14 protein-coding genes are annotated in these 13,537 nt (G+C 71.4%); 4 read left to right on the forward strand and 10 right to left on the reverse strand.

Features of this window, described 5'->3' with window-relative positions; genetic code table 11:
- Nucleotides 1–33: 33 nt before the first annotated feature.
- Nucleotides 34–483 carry an adenylyltransferase/cytidyltransferase family protein gene (locus OG844_RS17720; RefSeq protein WP_406391411.1) on the forward strand — a complete coding sequence of 150 codons (450 nt, stop codon included), beginning with the start codon at nt 34–36 and terminating at the stop codon, nt 481–483.
- Here the strand turns inward: OG844_RS17720 and OG844_RS17725 are convergent.
- Nucleotides 452–1,183 carry a CDP-alcohol phosphatidyltransferase family protein gene (locus OG844_RS17725; RefSeq protein WP_406391413.1) on the reverse strand — a complete coding sequence of 244 codons (732 nt, stop codon included), beginning with the start codon at nt 1,181–1,183 and terminating at the stop codon, nt 452–454. The two genes, OG844_RS17720 and OG844_RS17725, sit on opposite strands and share 32 nt — an antisense overlap.
- A 184-nt stretch (nt 1,184–1,367) precedes the next feature.
- Between OG844_RS17725 and OG844_RS17730 the strand changes: the two genes are divergently transcribed.
- Nucleotides 1,368–1,736, forward strand: a complete 369-nt coding sequence (locus OG844_RS17730; RefSeq protein ID WP_384611736.1) for a nuclear transport factor 2 family protein — start codon at nt 1,368–1,370, stop codon at nt 1,734–1,736.
- 30 nt (nt 1,737–1,766) lie between these two features.
- Here the strand turns inward: OG844_RS17730 and mnhG are convergent, their stop codons facing one another.
- The 7 genes from mnhG to OG844_RS17765 form a co-directional block, all read right to left on the reverse strand.
- Nucleotides 1,767–2,144 carry a monovalent cation/H(+) antiporter subunit G gene (mnhG, locus tag OG844_RS17735; RefSeq protein ID WP_406391415.1) on the reverse strand — a complete coding sequence of 126 codons (378 nt, stop codon included), beginning with the start codon at nt 2,142–2,144 and terminating at the stop codon, nt 1,767–1,769.
- Complete coding sequence (locus OG844_RS17740) at nt 2,141–2,464, reverse strand: monovalent cation/H+ antiporter complex subunit F (RefSeq protein WP_406391417.1); 324 nt, start codon at nt 2,462–2,464, stop codon at nt 2,141–2,143. Before OG844_RS17740 ends, mnhG begins: the two co-directional genes overlap by 4 nt.
- Entirely contained in the window at nt 2,461–3,093 is a 633-nt protein-coding gene (locus tag OG844_RS17745) for a Na+/H+ antiporter subunit E (protein ID WP_406391419.1), read from the reverse strand. The genes OG844_RS17740 and OG844_RS17745 overlap by 4 nt, the downstream gene beginning before the upstream one ends.
- Nucleotides 3,090–4,745, reverse strand: coding sequence for a Na+/H+ antiporter subunit D (locus tag OG844_RS17750; protein WP_406391421.1), 1,656 nt, complete (start codon nt 4,743–4,745; stop codon nt 3,090–3,092). Before OG844_RS17750 ends, OG844_RS17745 begins: the two co-directional genes overlap by 4 nt.
- Nucleotides 4,742–5,428 carry a Na(+)/H(+) antiporter subunit C gene (locus tag OG844_RS17755; RefSeq protein WP_406391423.1) on the reverse strand — a complete coding sequence of 229 codons (687 nt, stop codon included), beginning with the start codon at nt 5,426–5,428 and terminating at the stop codon, nt 4,742–4,744. The genes OG844_RS17750 and OG844_RS17755 overlap by 4 nt, the downstream gene beginning before the upstream one ends.
- Nucleotides 5,425–8,325 carry a Na+/H+ antiporter subunit A gene (locus tag OG844_RS17760; protein WP_406391425.1) on the reverse strand — a complete coding sequence of 967 codons (2,901 nt, stop codon included), beginning with the start codon at nt 8,323–8,325 and terminating at the stop codon, nt 5,425–5,427. Before OG844_RS17760 ends, OG844_RS17755 begins: the two co-directional genes overlap by 4 nt.
- Nucleotides 8,326–8,427: 102 nt before the next feature.
- Nucleotides 8,428–8,859 (reverse strand): (4Fe-4S)-binding protein, encoded by a 432-nt coding sequence (locus OG844_RS17765; protein ID WP_406391427.1) that lies wholly within the window; start codon nt 8,857–8,859, stop codon nt 8,428–8,430.
- Nucleotides 8,860–9,064: 205 nt separating this feature from the next.
- Between OG844_RS17765 and OG844_RS17770 the strand changes: the two genes are divergently transcribed.
- The gene (locus tag OG844_RS17770; RefSeq protein WP_406391428.1) at nt 9,065–10,198 is read left to right on the forward strand and encodes an FAD-dependent monooxygenase; all 1,134 of its coding nucleotides are present in this window, start codon (nt 9,065–9,067) and stop codon (nt 10,196–10,198) included.
- Between the two features lie 69 nt (nt 10,199–10,267).
- Here the strand turns inward: OG844_RS17770 and OG844_RS17775 are convergent, their stop codons facing one another.
- Complete coding sequence (locus OG844_RS17775) at nt 10,268–10,669, reverse strand: RidA family protein (RefSeq protein ID WP_351167580.1); 402 nt, start codon at nt 10,667–10,669, stop codon at nt 10,268–10,270.
- Nucleotides 10,666–11,793, reverse strand: a complete 1,128-nt coding sequence (locus OG844_RS17780) for an acyl-CoA dehydrogenase family protein (protein WP_406391430.1) — start codon at nt 11,791–11,793, stop codon at nt 10,666–10,668. Before OG844_RS17780 ends, OG844_RS17775 begins: the two co-directional genes overlap by 4 nt.
- Nucleotides 11,794–11,895: 102 nt before the next feature.
- On the opposite strand from OG844_RS17780, the gene OG844_RS17785 reads away from it, so the two are divergent.
- A complete protein-coding gene (locus tag OG844_RS17785; RefSeq protein WP_406391431.1) occupies nt 11,896–13,533 on the forward strand; it encodes an AMP-binding protein in 1,638 nt (545 codons plus the stop codon).
- Nucleotides 13,534–13,537: the final 4 nt, after the last annotated feature.

Here is a 13,537-nt window from a genome sequence, read left to right on the forward strand (position 1 = left end):
TTGCACCAGTTCCACCGTGGGGGGAGAGAACGGATGGTGCAGCACAGAGTCGGTTACGCACCGGGGGCGTGGGACCTGTTCCACGTCGGCCACCTGAACATCCTGCGGCACGCCCGCAGCCAGTGCGACTACCTGGTGGCCGGGGTCGTCTCCGACGAGATGGCCGCACTCGCCAAGGGCCACAAGCCGGTGATCCCGCTGCCCGAGCGGCTGGAGATCGTGCGCAGCGTGCGCTACGTGGACGCGGCGTTCGTGGAGACCGTCCCCGACAAGGTCGAGACCTGGCAGCAGGTCCGGTTCGACGTCATCTTCAAGGGCGACGACTGGCGCGGCACGGAGAGGGGGAAGCGCCTGGAACGCGACTTCGCCGAAGTCGGCGTGGAGGTCGTCTACTTCCCGTACACCGTCCACACGTCCAGCACCCAGCTGCGCCGCGCCCTCGACGTCCTCGTCAGCCGGCCCGGAGCGCTTTCAGCTCCCTGAACCACTTGGCCAGGAACGCCACCAGGAACAGCGCGTGCACCGCGGCGAGTACGGCGTAACCGGCCCGGAAGACCACGGGTGCGCCGAGCAGCAGGAAGACCGGGACGAACACCCCGTAGTCCGCGGGAAGCAATGCCACGGCCCGCACCCGGGACACCGGAGCCGTGGCGCCCGCGGCCCCCGGTGCGGTCCGGGCCGCCCCCTTGCCCAGCTGTTCCCGCAGGAGCCCGGCACAGAAGGTGAGCACCGCGACGAACAGGAAGCCGAGCGGCAGCAGGAGCCAGGCGTCCGCGGGCAGTTCGGCGAATCGGTAGAAGGAGATCAGTACGGCGGTGTGGACGAGGATCATCTTCGCGCAGTCCACGACATGGTCGAGCCACTCCCCGTCCGGGCCGCCCCGGCCGGTCAGCCTGGCGAGCTGCCCGTCGGCCGCGTCGAAGGCGAATCCGACGGCCAGGCCCGCGTACACGACGATGCCGAGCCACCAGGACGGCTCGGCGAGCGCCACCGCCGCAAGGGCGGAGAACGTGAAGGCCGCACTGACCATGGTGACTTGATTGGGCGTCAGACCCGCACGGTACGCACCTGCCGCCAGCAGACGACCGGCCGGCCGGTTCACATACCGCGAGTAGAGCGAGACACCCTTGGACGACTTCTGTGCGCCGCGCAATTCGCGCAGCACCGTACCCGTGCTTTCCATACGCCCCCCAGCGTCCGGCCGGTTCCCCGCTGCATCATGGCACGCAGGAACCCCGGACGCCCGGGATTCGTACCGGCGGCATGACCCGGCAGGTAATCGACGCCCCCGGCCGCCCCGGGACAAGCTGTTCCTGCCGCTCCAAACCACGGATCGGCAGCCTCAGCACCCTGGGAAGGGACTCATCGTGACCGTTCACGAGGACGCCGTCCGACGCTACTTCGCCGCCTGGAACGCCGGCAGTACCGAGGAGATCGAGAAGGCGGTGTCCGCCGCCTTCACCGAGGACGCCACCTACACCGACCCGCTGGCCGACGTGCGCGGCCACGACGGGCTGACCGCGGCGATCAGCGGCGCGCAGGCACAGTTCCCCGGCTTCGACTTCGTACCCACCGGGACGCCGGACGGACACCACGGCCTGGTCCGCTTCACCTGGGACCTCGTCTCCCGGGCCGACGGCTCGGCGCCCGCCGCCGGCTTCGATGTGATCACCCTGGCGGAGGACGGCAGGATCAGCTCGGTCAGCGGCTTCCTGGACCGGCTGCCGGGAGCATGAGGAGGAGTGGGAAGTCGCCCCTTCGGGGAGTCATCCCTTTCCCGCTCCCGAGCCCGGATCCTGCTCGGTGAGCTGCTCGTCCAGTTCGTCGAAGAGCAGCTCACCGTGCTCGATCTGGCCGGTCCGGTACGCGGAACGGGCCACCAGATGGGCCGCCACCGGGCCGGTCATCAGCTGGAAGAAGGCGATGAGGGCGAGCGTCGCCAGGTCCATGCCGCTGCGCAGCCGCAAAGCGACGCCGGCCAGCACCAGCAGGAGGCCGAGGGCCTGCGGCTTGGTCGCCGCGTGGCTGCGCGACAGCACGTCGGGCAGCCTCAGCATGCCGATCACCCCGAGCAGGCAGATCACCGCGCCGATGAACACCAGGGCCGCACCGGCCGTGTCGGTGACCTGCAGCCAGACGCTCATTCCTGCTCCTCCTTGCCTTCGGGCGTCCGGCGCGACAGCGGACGGTCGCGTACCGCGATGAAGCGGGCGATGCCCACGGATCCGGTGAAGCCGAGGAACGCCAGCACCAGCATGATCGGGAAGTAGAACGGGTCCCGGGCGAGCGCCGACTTGGCGCCGAGGCCCGCGATGATCAGGGCGGCGCCGACGTCGAGGGCGATGGCCCGGTCCAGCATGGAGGGGCCGCGCCGGATCCGTACGAGCAGCAGCGTCCCCGCGAGGACGAGGACCACCACGGCGGCGGTCAGCAGCACATGGTCGACGGTCTCGACGCCACTCATGACCCGTTCCTCCTGTCGTCGGACTGCGTGGTCGCCGGGGGTGCCTGCGCGACCCTCGCGATCTCGTCGCGGGTACCGAAGGCCCGTACCGTCAGCTCTTCCAGACGCCAGACGGAGCGCCTGGCCGCGTCCAGCGCCGCGGGCCTGTCGGCGTCGAGCACGTGCAGGAAGACCGTGGCGGTGTCCCTGCGCACCTCGACGATCGATCCGCCGGGAACGTTGGACACGGCGACGGCGGTGGCGGCGAGCATCAGATCGCTGCGGCAGCGGAGCGGCACGCCGATGACGGCGGGCCTGTGCGGACGGCCGGCGAAGATCTGCCGGGTGACTTTCACGCCCGAGGTGTACATGTCGTAGAGGAGGTATCCGGCGAGCAGAAGGATGCCCCAGGGGTGCAGCCGCAGGCCCAGGTCGACACTGGGCAGGGGGAACGCCAGGCAGACGGCCACCGCGACGACCACTCCGGTGACGACGTTGGCCCAGGTCAGGGTGGACCACAGCAGCACCCAGATGAGGGTGAGCCAGGCGATCAGCGGAAGGTCGAGGACACGGCGGCGGCGGCCGGCGAACTCACAGCTGAAGGGCGGCAGTTCGGGGTTCCGGTAGGACAGGGTGATCAGGCGTTTCACCGGCCGAGCACCTCCTCGGTGTAGGGGGTCCGTTCGACGAGTTCGTCGGCCGCGCGGTCGGTGAAGGTGGTGAGCGGACCTGCCAGCACGGTGAAGGCGAGACCGAGTGCGACCGCCGCCGCGGTGGCGGCGGGCATCGCCGCCGGCGGCCGGGTCGTCGTGATGACGGCCCGTCCCTGCAGACTCGCGGCGACAGCCTGCCCCGCCGGTCGCGGAGTGCCCCCGACCGGTTCGTCGCCGGTGCCGGGGATTCGGTCGGGACCCGGGTCGACATCGTCGTCGTCGGTCTCGTCGGCGGACTCGAGAACGGTGCCGTAGGCGGTCTGACCCGGCGGTTCGGCGCGCCAGAAGGCCAGGTTCCAGATCTTGGCCATCACGTAGAGGGTGAGCAGACTGGTCACCGTCGACCCGGCGACCAGGATCCAGGCCCAGACGCCGCCCTCGGCGACACCGGCGCGCATCAGTCCGAGCTTGCCGATGAAGCCGGACAGCGGGGGGATCCCGGCGAGGTTCATGGCCGGTACGAAGAAGAGGACGGCGAGCGACGGCGCCGCCTTGGCCAGCCCGCCGAGCCGGGTGAGCTCGTTGGTACCGCCCCGGCGTTCGATGAGCCCCGCGACGAGGAAGAGCGTGGTCTGGACGGTGATGTGGTGGACCACGTAGAAGATCGCCCCGCCGTACGCGTCGCGGGTGGCGAGGCCGATCCCGAAGACCATGTAGCCGATGTGGCTGATGAGGGTGAAGGAGAGCAGCCGCTTCAGGTCGGTCTGGGCGACTGCCCCGAGGATGCCCACGGCCATGGAGGCGAGCGCGGCGGCCATCAGGAGGTCGCCGAGCCGGTTCCCGGGGAAGAGCAGCGTCTCCGTACGCAGCATGCAGTAGATGCCGACCTTGGTCAGCAGGCCGGCGAAGACGGCCGTGACGGGCGCGGGCGCGGTCGGGTAGGAGTCGGGGAGCCAGGCGGCGAGGGGGAACACCGCGGCCTTGATGGCGAAGACGGTGAGCAGCATCGCCTGGAGCAGCGTCTGCACGCCGAGCGGCAGTTCGGGCAGCCGGAGCGCCAGCTGGGCGAGGTTGGCCGTGCCGGCCGCCGCGTACGCCATGGCGATGGCGGTCAGGAACAGCATCGAGGAGAACAGCGAGATGATCACGTACGTGGAACCCGCCCTGATCCGCGGCCCGGTGCCGCCGAGGGTGAGCAGCACGAAACTGGCGACCAGCATGATCTCGAAGCCGACGTAGAGATTGACGAGGTCGCCCGCCAGGAAGGTGCACGACACCCCCGCAACGAGGATGAGGTAGGCGGGGTGGAAGACGGCGACCGGAGTCTCCTTGTCCCGGTCGGCCATGCCCTGGCCGAGCGAATAGACGAGGACGGCCAGGGTGATGGCCGAGGAGACGGTCAGCATCAGTCCGGACAGCCGGTCGGCGACCAGGGTGACGCCGAGCGGCGGAGCGAAGTCGCCGAGGTGGACGGAGAGGGGCCCCTGGCGGTCTGCGGCGATCATCAGGGCGACGGAGAGGCCGAGGACGGCGGTGAGCACGGCGACGCTGATGAAGCGCTGGAAGTGGGCGAGCCGGGTGCCGAAGGCGAGGCTCAGCCCGGTGGCGCAGAGCGGCAGCAGCACGGGCAGCGGGACGAGCGCGTTCATCCGGCGGCTCCTCGGTCGGGACCGGTACCGCCGGGACCGGTACCGCCGGAATCGGGACCGGTCGGCCCCGGTCCGCCGGTGTCGGGTCCGGCGGATTCGGGGTCGGCGGATTCGGGGTCGGTGCTCACGTAGTCCTCCGGATCGGCTCCCAGCACGTCGTGCCACAGATCGCCGGTGGCGTCCCGGCCCCGGGCCTGCAGCGCGCGGTCGGCGCGCAGCCGGGAGCGCAGCCGGTGGCGCTCCTCGCGGTATCGGGCACGTTCCTCCGGTGTACGGCCGGCTTCCGCCCGGTACTCCTCGCGCAGCTCGGCCCACTCCCCCAGCACTTCGGCACGCAGCACGATGCGCCGGTCCTCGAGGTCGTCGTGGACCTCGTCCGTGCCGGTCAGCTGGTGGCTCCGGTACGCCATGGCCAGCAGGAACGCCGTCGTGGCGAGGGTGATGACGATGGCGGTGAGTGCGATGGCCTGGGGCAGCGGGTCGGTGACCTGTCGCAGCGGCACGCCGTAGAGCAGCGGGGCCTCGCCCGCCGAACCGGTCGCGGAGAGGACCAGGAGGTTGATGCCGTTGCCCGCGATGACCGCGCCGAGCAGGATGCGGGTGAGGGGCCGGGTGAGCATGAGGATGCCGCCGACCGCGCAGAGCACCACGGCGGTGGCCAGGAGCGAGACACTGACCGTCATCCCCGGCCCTCCGTCCCGGTGCCGGGTACGGGGGCGAGGGCGCCGGCCGCCCGTTCGATCTGCCGGTCGACCTTCGCGCCCAGCGCCCGCACGATGTCCAGGACCACGCCCAGGACCAGGAGATAGACCCCGAAGTCGAAGACGACGGGTGTGCCCAGGTGGTAGCTGCCGAACACGGGCAGGTGCCCGTGGTACGTCCAGGCATGCAGCACGGTGCCCTCCGCGAGGCCGAACAGGCCGACCCCGGTGGAGAGGAACAGGCCGAGGCCGGTGAAGAGGCCGGGCTGCAGGGGCGCTGCCTCGGCGAGTTCGAACCTGCCGCCGGCCAGGTAGCGGGTGATGAAGGCGAGTCCCGCGACGAGTCCGGCGACGAACCCGCCGCCGGGCATGTTCTCCGCGCAGAACAGCAGGTACAGCGAGAGCACCAGGATGGGGTGGAAGAGAAGCCTCGCCACCACCTCGAAGACCACGGAGCGGTGTTCCGGCGCCAGCGTCGACCCCGCGGCCAGCCAGCTGCGTTCGGGTGCGGTGTCGTCGCCCTGCGGCATCCCGGTCAGCTGTGGCGTGCTCAGCGACCAGGCCGTCCTGCCCCGCAACTCCTGTCTGGTCGGGGGCGCTTCGCTGCGGCGGTGCAGATAGATGAGGCTGGTCACCCCGATCGCGGCCGCTGCCAGTACGGCGGACTCCCCCATCGTGTCCCAGGCCCGCAGATCGACCAGGATCGTGGCCACGACGTCCTTGAGCCCGTGGTGGGCCACTTCCTCGACCATCGCGGCGCCCGCCGGCTCGGCGACGCGTGCGGCAGCGGAGACCCACACGACCACGCCGAGAGTCGCCGCGGCGCCCAGCGCCACGGGAATGCGGACGGCCCGCCGCCAGGTGCTGACGGACTCCTGGAAGTGCACCGGCATCCGGCGCAGCACCAGCACGAACACGATCATCGACACGGTCTCGACGCAGAACTGGGTGAGCGCCAGATCGGGGGCGCCCTGCACGACGAAGAGCAGAGCGGCTCCGTACCCGGTCAGTCCCGCCAGCACCACCGCCTTCATCCGGCGGCTGACGGTCAGGCAGAACAGGGCGGCCGCACAGGTCAGCACGGCCAGGGCGCCCTGGAGCGGTGCGTCCCACAGCCTGGGGGCGACGGCTCCCCGCCAGGGGCGGTCGGTGAAGAGGACCGCGAGCTGCCCGGCCAGCATCACCAGCAGGGTGGTCGCCAGGTAGACGGAGAGCGAGCCGCGCTGGACGAAGCCAGTGATCTGCAGGGCGAGGCGTTCCAGCCCGAGCAGCATGTGCCCGAAGACGCTGTCGGCGGTCGGCCAGGCGATCCGCCGGGAGATCCGGGTGACGGCGGTGCCCCCCGTGAAGAGCACGGCACCGCCCGCCCAGGTGAGGGCGGACAGCACCAGGACCGTCCCGAAGCCGTGCCAGAGCGCGAGGTGGTAGGGGTGGGCGGGGACCGGGAAGGCGTCGGCGTACGCACCGAACAGCCTGTCCGTCCACCCGACGCCGGGGCCGAGTACCAGGCCGGCCACGGCGAGCAGCGCGGGCGGGGCCAGGAAGGCGGCACCGACGCGGCGCACGGGGGTGTCCGCGACGCCGGGCTTGCGCCAGAACGCGCCCCACACGAAGCGGAGGGTGTACGCGACGGTCAGCACCGACCCGACGACGGTGGCGGCCAGCACCCAGCGGTCCGAGGCGTCGCCGTGCAGCAGCGCGTAGAAGGCGGCCTCCTTGGCGGCGAAGCCGAGGAACGGCGGCAGGGCGGCCATGGAGGCGGCGGCAAGGACGGCGACCGTACAGACGTACGGCAGTGAGCGGCCGACCCCGGAGAGTCTGCGCAGATCACGGGTGCCCGCCGCACGGTCGACGACGCCGATGACGAGGAACAGCGCGGCCTTGAACAGGGCGTGGCCCAGGATCATCGCGACGGCGGCGAGTGCGGCGTCCCAGTTGCCGGCCCCGGCGAGGACGGTCAGGAAACCGAGCTGGCTGACCGTGCCGTAGGCGAGGACGAGTTTCAGGTCGTTGAGGCGCAGTGCGCGCCAGCCGCCGAGCAGCATGGTCGCGGCGCCGAGCACGAGGATCACGGGTCGCCAGACGGGGACGTCGGCGAAGGCGGGGGCGAGCCGCGCCACCAGGTAGACACCGGCCTTGACCATGGCCGCCGCGTGCAGGTAGGCGCTGACGGGGGTGGGGGCGGCCATGGCGTTCGGCAGCCACAGGCTGAAGGGCCAGATCGCGGACTTCGTCAGCGCCCCGCACAGAACCAGGACGACGGCCACCGAGACGGCGAGGGTCGTCTCCGGGGGATCGGCGACGATCGCGGAGATCCGGTAGGTGCCGGCTGCCTGACCGAGGATCAGGAAGCCGACCAGCATGGCGAGGCCGCCGAGGGTGGTGACGGTGAGTGCCTGGAGTGCCGAGCGGCGGTTCTGTTTGCGCTCGCTGCTGTGGCCGATCAGCAGGTAGGAGAAGACCGTGGTCAGTTCCCAGAACACGTAGAGGGTGATCAGGTCGTCGGCGAGGACGAGGGCGAGCATCGCACCGGCGAAGGCCAGCAGGTTCCCGGCGAAGGCGGCCAGTTGCGGGGTGTCGTCGGTGAAGTAGGAGGTGCAGTACAGGAGGACGAGCGTGCCGACCCCGGCGGCGAGCAGCACCATGAGCTCGGCCAGTGCGTCCAGGCGCAGATCGAAGGAGACGCCGTAGGCGGGAATCCACTCCCAGGACCGGTTGACCGTCCGTCCGGCCGCCGCGGTGTCCCACTCGGTGGCCGCCCAGACCGTGGCGGCGGCGGGGGGCAGTGCGAGGACCACGAACGCTCGCCTGCCGAGCCGGCGCACCAGCGGGCCCGCACAGGCAGCCAGGACGAAGTGGCAGACGATGAGCGCGATCACGGGGCGGGGTCCGGAGCAAAGGGCACCGAATACAGATATATCCCCCGGCCGCATTCACCCGTCCGGCGCGCCGCACGGGCTCGGTCCCGCTCCTGGCCGCGCTCAGACGTGGTCGGCGCACACTCCGCTGTGATCACAGAACGGCGTGTTCCCGGTCAGCCCGCAGCCACACAACATCACCCGGGTCTCCTTCCGGGGGCCCTCCGGCGTGGCCACCACCAGGTCCCCTCGCACGTGGAGCACCCCGTCGCCGTGCAGGGAGACATGAGTCGGCACATCGGGAACCTCGTCCGGCAGCCCGTCGGTGCGGTGGTACTGCAGGGCTCCGCCGGGGCAGCGCCGGATGATGTCCGCCACTTCGTCGGCGGACGCGCCTTCGGGCGTGATCCACGGCCTGCGCCCGGCCTGGAAGACGTCGGGCAGCCCTCGCACGCATTCGGCGGCGTGCAGGCAGCGGTGCGCGTCGTAGCTCACGGTGATGCCTTCACCGTCGTACGACCTGGCCGCAGGGTGCGGAGGCGGTTCGCTGGTCACCGCTGGCCTTCCCGCTCGCGTGCGTCGGGCTGTATACGGAATACCGACTCCTCCAGCGTCGCCCCGGAGCGGTCGCTCCGCTACCCGGGCGATTCCGTCATCCCGAGACTTCGACGGATGCGGGGAGATCGTGCGGGCGCTCCCCGACGCACATGCGAGCCTGAGGGCACTCCTCTTCATTCTTCTCGCTCTGGAGAGATCTGAGATGCCAACACCCCTGCGCGTACTGATACATGGCGGCGGAATCGGCGGGCTGACGCTCGCCGCAGCGCTCGCCCGGCGCGGTCACACGGTCGAGGTCGCCGAGCTCCGCGACGATCTGGACGCGCTGGGCGTCGGCATCATCCAGCCGTCCAACGCCCTTCACGTCATGCGTGAGATCGGTGTGCTCGACGCCTGCATCGCGGCCGGCTTCGAGTGGGAGGTGCTGACCATCTGCGATCCGGCCGGCGCCACGCTCGCCAAGATCCCGCAGCCCCGGATGGGCGACGCCCCGTCCGGCAACGGCATCCCGCGCCCGGCCCTGGCCGGGGTGCTCGGGGACGCCGCCGCGGCTGCCGGGGCCGTGATCCGCTTCGGTACGACGATCGCCGAGCTGACCGACGACGGTTCCGGCGTCGATGCGACCCTGTCCGACGGCTCGACGGGCCGCTGGGACCTGGTCGTCGGCTTCGACGGCATCGGCTCCCCGCTGCGGACCCGGCTGTACGGCGACCGCTTCACGGCCGAGTACACCGGCTTCGCCAACTGGCGGGTCACCGTGCCGCGCCCGCCCGGCGTCCAGGGCGTGGTGATGAGCACCGGCAACCAGGCGGCGAAGGCGCTGCTCACTCCGATGACGGACGAACTCATTTACCTGGGAGCGGTGTTCGCCGAGACGGCGGGCTTCCGGCCGGATCCCGCGCGGGCCCACGAGCAGCTCGCGGAGCGGCTGGCCGCGTTCTCCGGGCCGGTCGCCGAGGCGCTCACCCATGTCACGGACCCGGACGCCGTCGTGTATTCGCGGATCTCACAGGTCACGGTGGAGGAGCCCTGGTACGTCGGCCGGGTCGTCATCGCCGGTGACGCCGCGCATGCGAGCACCCCGCATCTCGCGCAGGGTGCGGCCATGGCGGTGGAGGACGCGCTGGTGCTGGCCGAGTCACTGGACGCCGAGGACGACGTGCCCGCGGCACTCGCGGCCTGGGAGGCCCGCCGCCGCCCGCGCGCCATGTTCGTGCAGAACCTGTCGCGCGCGATCCTGAAGCAGGAGACGGGCGGCCCGACGACCCCCGAGGAGGACGAGCTGCTCAAGATCGGCATCCCGGGCGCCGCACACGTGCTGGTCGAGCCGTACTGAACCGACGTGGCCGGGGCAGCCGTTCCCTCGGCTGCCCCGGCCATGTGACGGGATGCGGCCCGTGCTCGCTCAGTCCAGCACCGCGATGCCGTCCAGCTCGACCAGTGCCTGTTCGTCCCAGAGCCTGGCCACCCCGATGACAGCCATGGCCGGATACTCGCGCCCCGCCAGCCTGCGCCAGATCCTGCCCAGTTCGTGGGCGTGGGAGCGGTAGTCGGCGACATCGGTGGCGTACACGGTGACCCGGGCCAGGGCGGCCGGGGAGCCGCCCGCGGCGCGCAGAGCGGTGAGCAGATTGCCGAGCGCCGTCTCGAACTGTTCGGGCAGGGTGGCCCCGAGGACCTTTCCGTCCCCGTCGAGGGCGGTCTGTCCGGCCAGGAAGACCAGCCGGCCGCCGCTGACCGCGACGGCGTGCGAGAAACCGGTGGCCGGGGCGAGCTCGGTGGGGTTGATCCGGGTGAGCGGGTTCATGCGGGCATCTCCTGTGTCGCGTACAGCTCCTTGGCGATGATGGTGCGCTGCACCTCGGTGGCACCCTCGTAGATCCGGGGCGCGCGGACCTCCCGGTAGAGGTGTTCGAGCAGATGGCCGCGGCGCAGGGCGCGTGCGCCGTGCAGTTGGACGGCCGCGTCGACGACGAACTGCGCGGTCTCGGTGGCGTACAGCTTCGCCATGGCGGCGCGGCCGGGGACTCCCGGCTCACCCGCGTCGTACGCCGCGGCGGCCGCGTACACCAGGAGCCGGGCGGCCTCGGTGCGTGTGGCCATCTCGGCGACCTGGTGGGAGACGGCCTGGAGGTCCTTGAGCGGTCCGCCGAACGCGGTGCGGTGCGCCGTGTGTTCCAGGGTGGCGTCCAGTGCGGCGCGCGCCATGCCGACGGCGAACGCGCCGACGCTCGGCCTGAAGAAGTTCAGGGTGTTCATGGCGACCCGGAAGCCGCGGCCGGGTTCCCCGAGGACGTCGTCGTCCGTGACGGGTACGCCGTCGAAGTCGAGGGTGCCGATGGGGTGCGGGGAGAGCATGTCCAGGGCCGTTCCGGTGAGTCCTGGGCGGCCGGCGGGGACGAGGAACGCGGTGACGCCGCGGGCCCCTTCGCCCTCCGCCGTACGGGCGAAGACGGTGTAGAAGTCGGCCTCCGGGGCGTTGGAGATCCAGCACTTCTCCCCGGTCAGCCGCCACCCGCCCGCGGAGCGCCGGGCATCGAGGGCGAGTGCCGCCGCGTCGGATCCGGCGCCCGGCTCGCTGAGCGCGAAGGCGGCCACGGCGCGGCCGGCACTCACCTCGGGGAGCCAGCGCTCGCGCTGGAGCGGGGTGCCCGCCTGGGCGACGGGATACGTGCCGAGGCCCTGGAGTGCGAGTGCGGTCTCCGCCTCGGTACAGCCGCGGGCCAGGGACTCGCGCAGCAGACAGAGGTCCAGCGCGCCGGATCCCAACATCCGGCCGAGGAGCCCCAGCTCGCCGAGGGCGGCGACCAGCGGGCGGTTGACGCGGCCAGGGGTGCCCTTCTCCGCGAGTGGGCGCAGCTGTTCACCCGAGAGGGTGTACAGCTCGTCGCACCATGCGGTTTGACCGGGATCGAGGGAGAATGCCGTCATACCGGCGCCTCTCTTGTCACGACTCTTCGCGGACCTATCGCGGACTGTTGACTGCCGTCACTCAAACGATACGCTCCAAGGGCGACAAGGGGGCGATGCTTCATGAAGCCGTCAGGTACCGCAAGTGCTCACTCCGACACGTTCGCACGCGACCATCTCCCGCCCGCCGGACAGTGGCCCGAGCTGGTCTTCGACCTCCCCGAGCTGCTCTATCCCGACCGGCTGAACTGCGGATACGAGCTGCTCGACCGGACCGCGGAGCGCTTCGGGAGCGAACGCCCCGCCTTCCGCAGCCCGGACGGCGGCGTCTGGAGTTACGGGGAACTGCGGGACCGGGTGGACCGGATCGCCCATGTACTGACCGACGACCTGGGCGTCGTCCCCGGCAACCGGGTGCTGCTGCGCGGCCCCACCACCCCGTGGCTCGCCGCCTGCTGGCTCGCCGTGATGAAGGCGGGCGCGGTCGCCGTGACCGTACTGGCCCAGCAACGGCCGACGGAACTCGCCACGATCTGTCTCCTCGCCAGGGTCGGTCATGCCCTGTGCGACATCAGGTCGGTCGACGACCTGATGAAGGCTCAGGTACCCGGGCTGCGGGTCACGGCGTTCGGCGGAGAGGCCCCCGACGACCTGACGCGGCTCGCGGCGGCCCGGCCGGGGCCCTACCGGGCGGTGGACACGGCCGCCGACGACGTCGCACTCATCGCGTTCACTTCGGGGACCACCGGACGACCCAAGGGCTGTATGCACGTCCACCGCGATGTGCTGGCCATCGCGGACACCTTCGCCCACCACGTCCTGCGGCCCTGCCCCGACGACGTGTTCACCGGCAGCCCTCCGCTCGGCTTCACCTTCGGGCTCGGCGGTCTGGTGGTCTTTCCCCTGCGGGCCGGGGCCTCGTCCCTGCTGCTGGAGCAGGCCGGCCCCAAGCAGCTCCTGCCCGCGCTCGCCGCCCACCGGGTCTCGGTGCTGTTCACGGCTCCGACCGCGTACCGCCTGATGCTCGACGAGCTGGACGGCCATGACCTCTCCGCACTGCGGCGCTGCGTCTCGGCCGGGGAGAACCTCCCCGCGGCCACCTGGCAGTCCTGGCACGAGCGGACGGGTCTGCGCATCATCAACGGCATCGGGGCGACCGAGCTGCTGCACATCTTCATCTCCGCGGCCGACGAGGCGATCCGCCCCGGCACCACGGGTACACCCGTGCCCGGGTGGCAGGCACGGGTGGTCGACGGCGACGGCGAGGAACTGCCCGACGGAGAACCGGGCCTGCTGGCGGTGCGCGGCCCGGTCGGCTGCCGCTACCTCGCCGACGAGCGCCAGAGCCAGTACGTACGCCACGGCTGGAACATCACCGGCGACACCTACGTCCGTGAGCCGGACGGCTACTTCCGCTACGTCGCCCGCGCCGACGACATGATCATCTCCTCCGGCTACAACATCGCGGGCCCCGAGGTCGAGGAAGCCCTCCTGCGCCACCCCGACGTCGTCGAAGCGGCGGTGGTGGGCCGGGCGGACGAGCTGCGCGGTCAGATCGTGGCGGCGTACGTGGTGCTCCGCGAGGGTGCCGAGCAGTCGGCCGACTCCCTGCGCGCCCATGTGAAGTCGGAGCTCGCGCCGCACAAATGCCCCCGTGTCATCGAGTTCCTGCCCTCGCTCCCGCGGACCGCGACCGGCAAACTCCAGCGCTTCCTCCTGCGCACCTCCCCGGACCCGCACGGCCGAGTCGCTCTAGAGTGATCAC

The sequence above is a fragment of the Streptomyces sp. NBC_00887 genome (assembly GCF_045207585.1).

Excerpts from the sequence above, each read along its gene's own strand:
- OG844_RS17755 (WP_406391423.1), bottom strand. The coding sequence starts at position 5,428 with ATGACGGTCAGTGTCTCGCTCCTGGCCACCGCCGTGGTGCTCTGCGCG.
- OG844_RS17725 (WP_406391413.1), bottom strand. The coding sequence starts at position 1,183 with ATGGAAAGCACGGGTACGGTGCTGCGCGAATTGCGCGGCGCACAGAAG.
- OG844_RS17780 (WP_406391430.1), bottom strand. The coding sequence starts at position 11,793 with ATGACGGCATTCTCCCTCGATCCCGGTCAAACCGCATGGTGCGACGAG.
- mnhG (WP_406391415.1), bottom strand. The coding sequence starts at position 2,144 with ATGAGCGTCTGGCTGCAGGTCACCGACACGGCCGGTGCGGCCCTGGTG.
- OG844_RS17775 (WP_351167580.1), bottom strand. The coding sequence starts at position 10,669 with ATGAACCCGCTCACCCGGATCAACCCCACCGAGCTCGCCCCGGCCACC.
- OG844_RS17770 (WP_406391428.1), top strand. The coding sequence starts at position 9,065 with ATGCCAACACCCCTGCGCGTACTGATACATGGCGGCGGAATCGGCGGG.
- OG844_RS17720 (WP_406391411.1), top strand. The coding sequence starts at position 34 with ATGGTGCAGCACAGAGTCGGTTACGCACCGGGGGCGTGGGACCTGTTC.
- OG844_RS17740 (WP_406391417.1), bottom strand. The coding sequence starts at position 2,464 with ATGAGTGGCGTCGAGACCGTCGACCATGTGCTGCTGACCGCCGCCGTG.
- OG844_RS17785 (WP_406391431.1), top strand. The coding sequence starts at position 11,896 with ATGAAGCCGTCAGGTACCGCAAGTGCTCACTCCGACACGTTCGCACGC.
- OG844_RS17750 (WP_406391421.1), bottom strand. The coding sequence starts at position 4,745 with ATGAACGCGCTCGTCCCGCTGCCCGTGCTGCTGCCGCTCTGCGCCACC.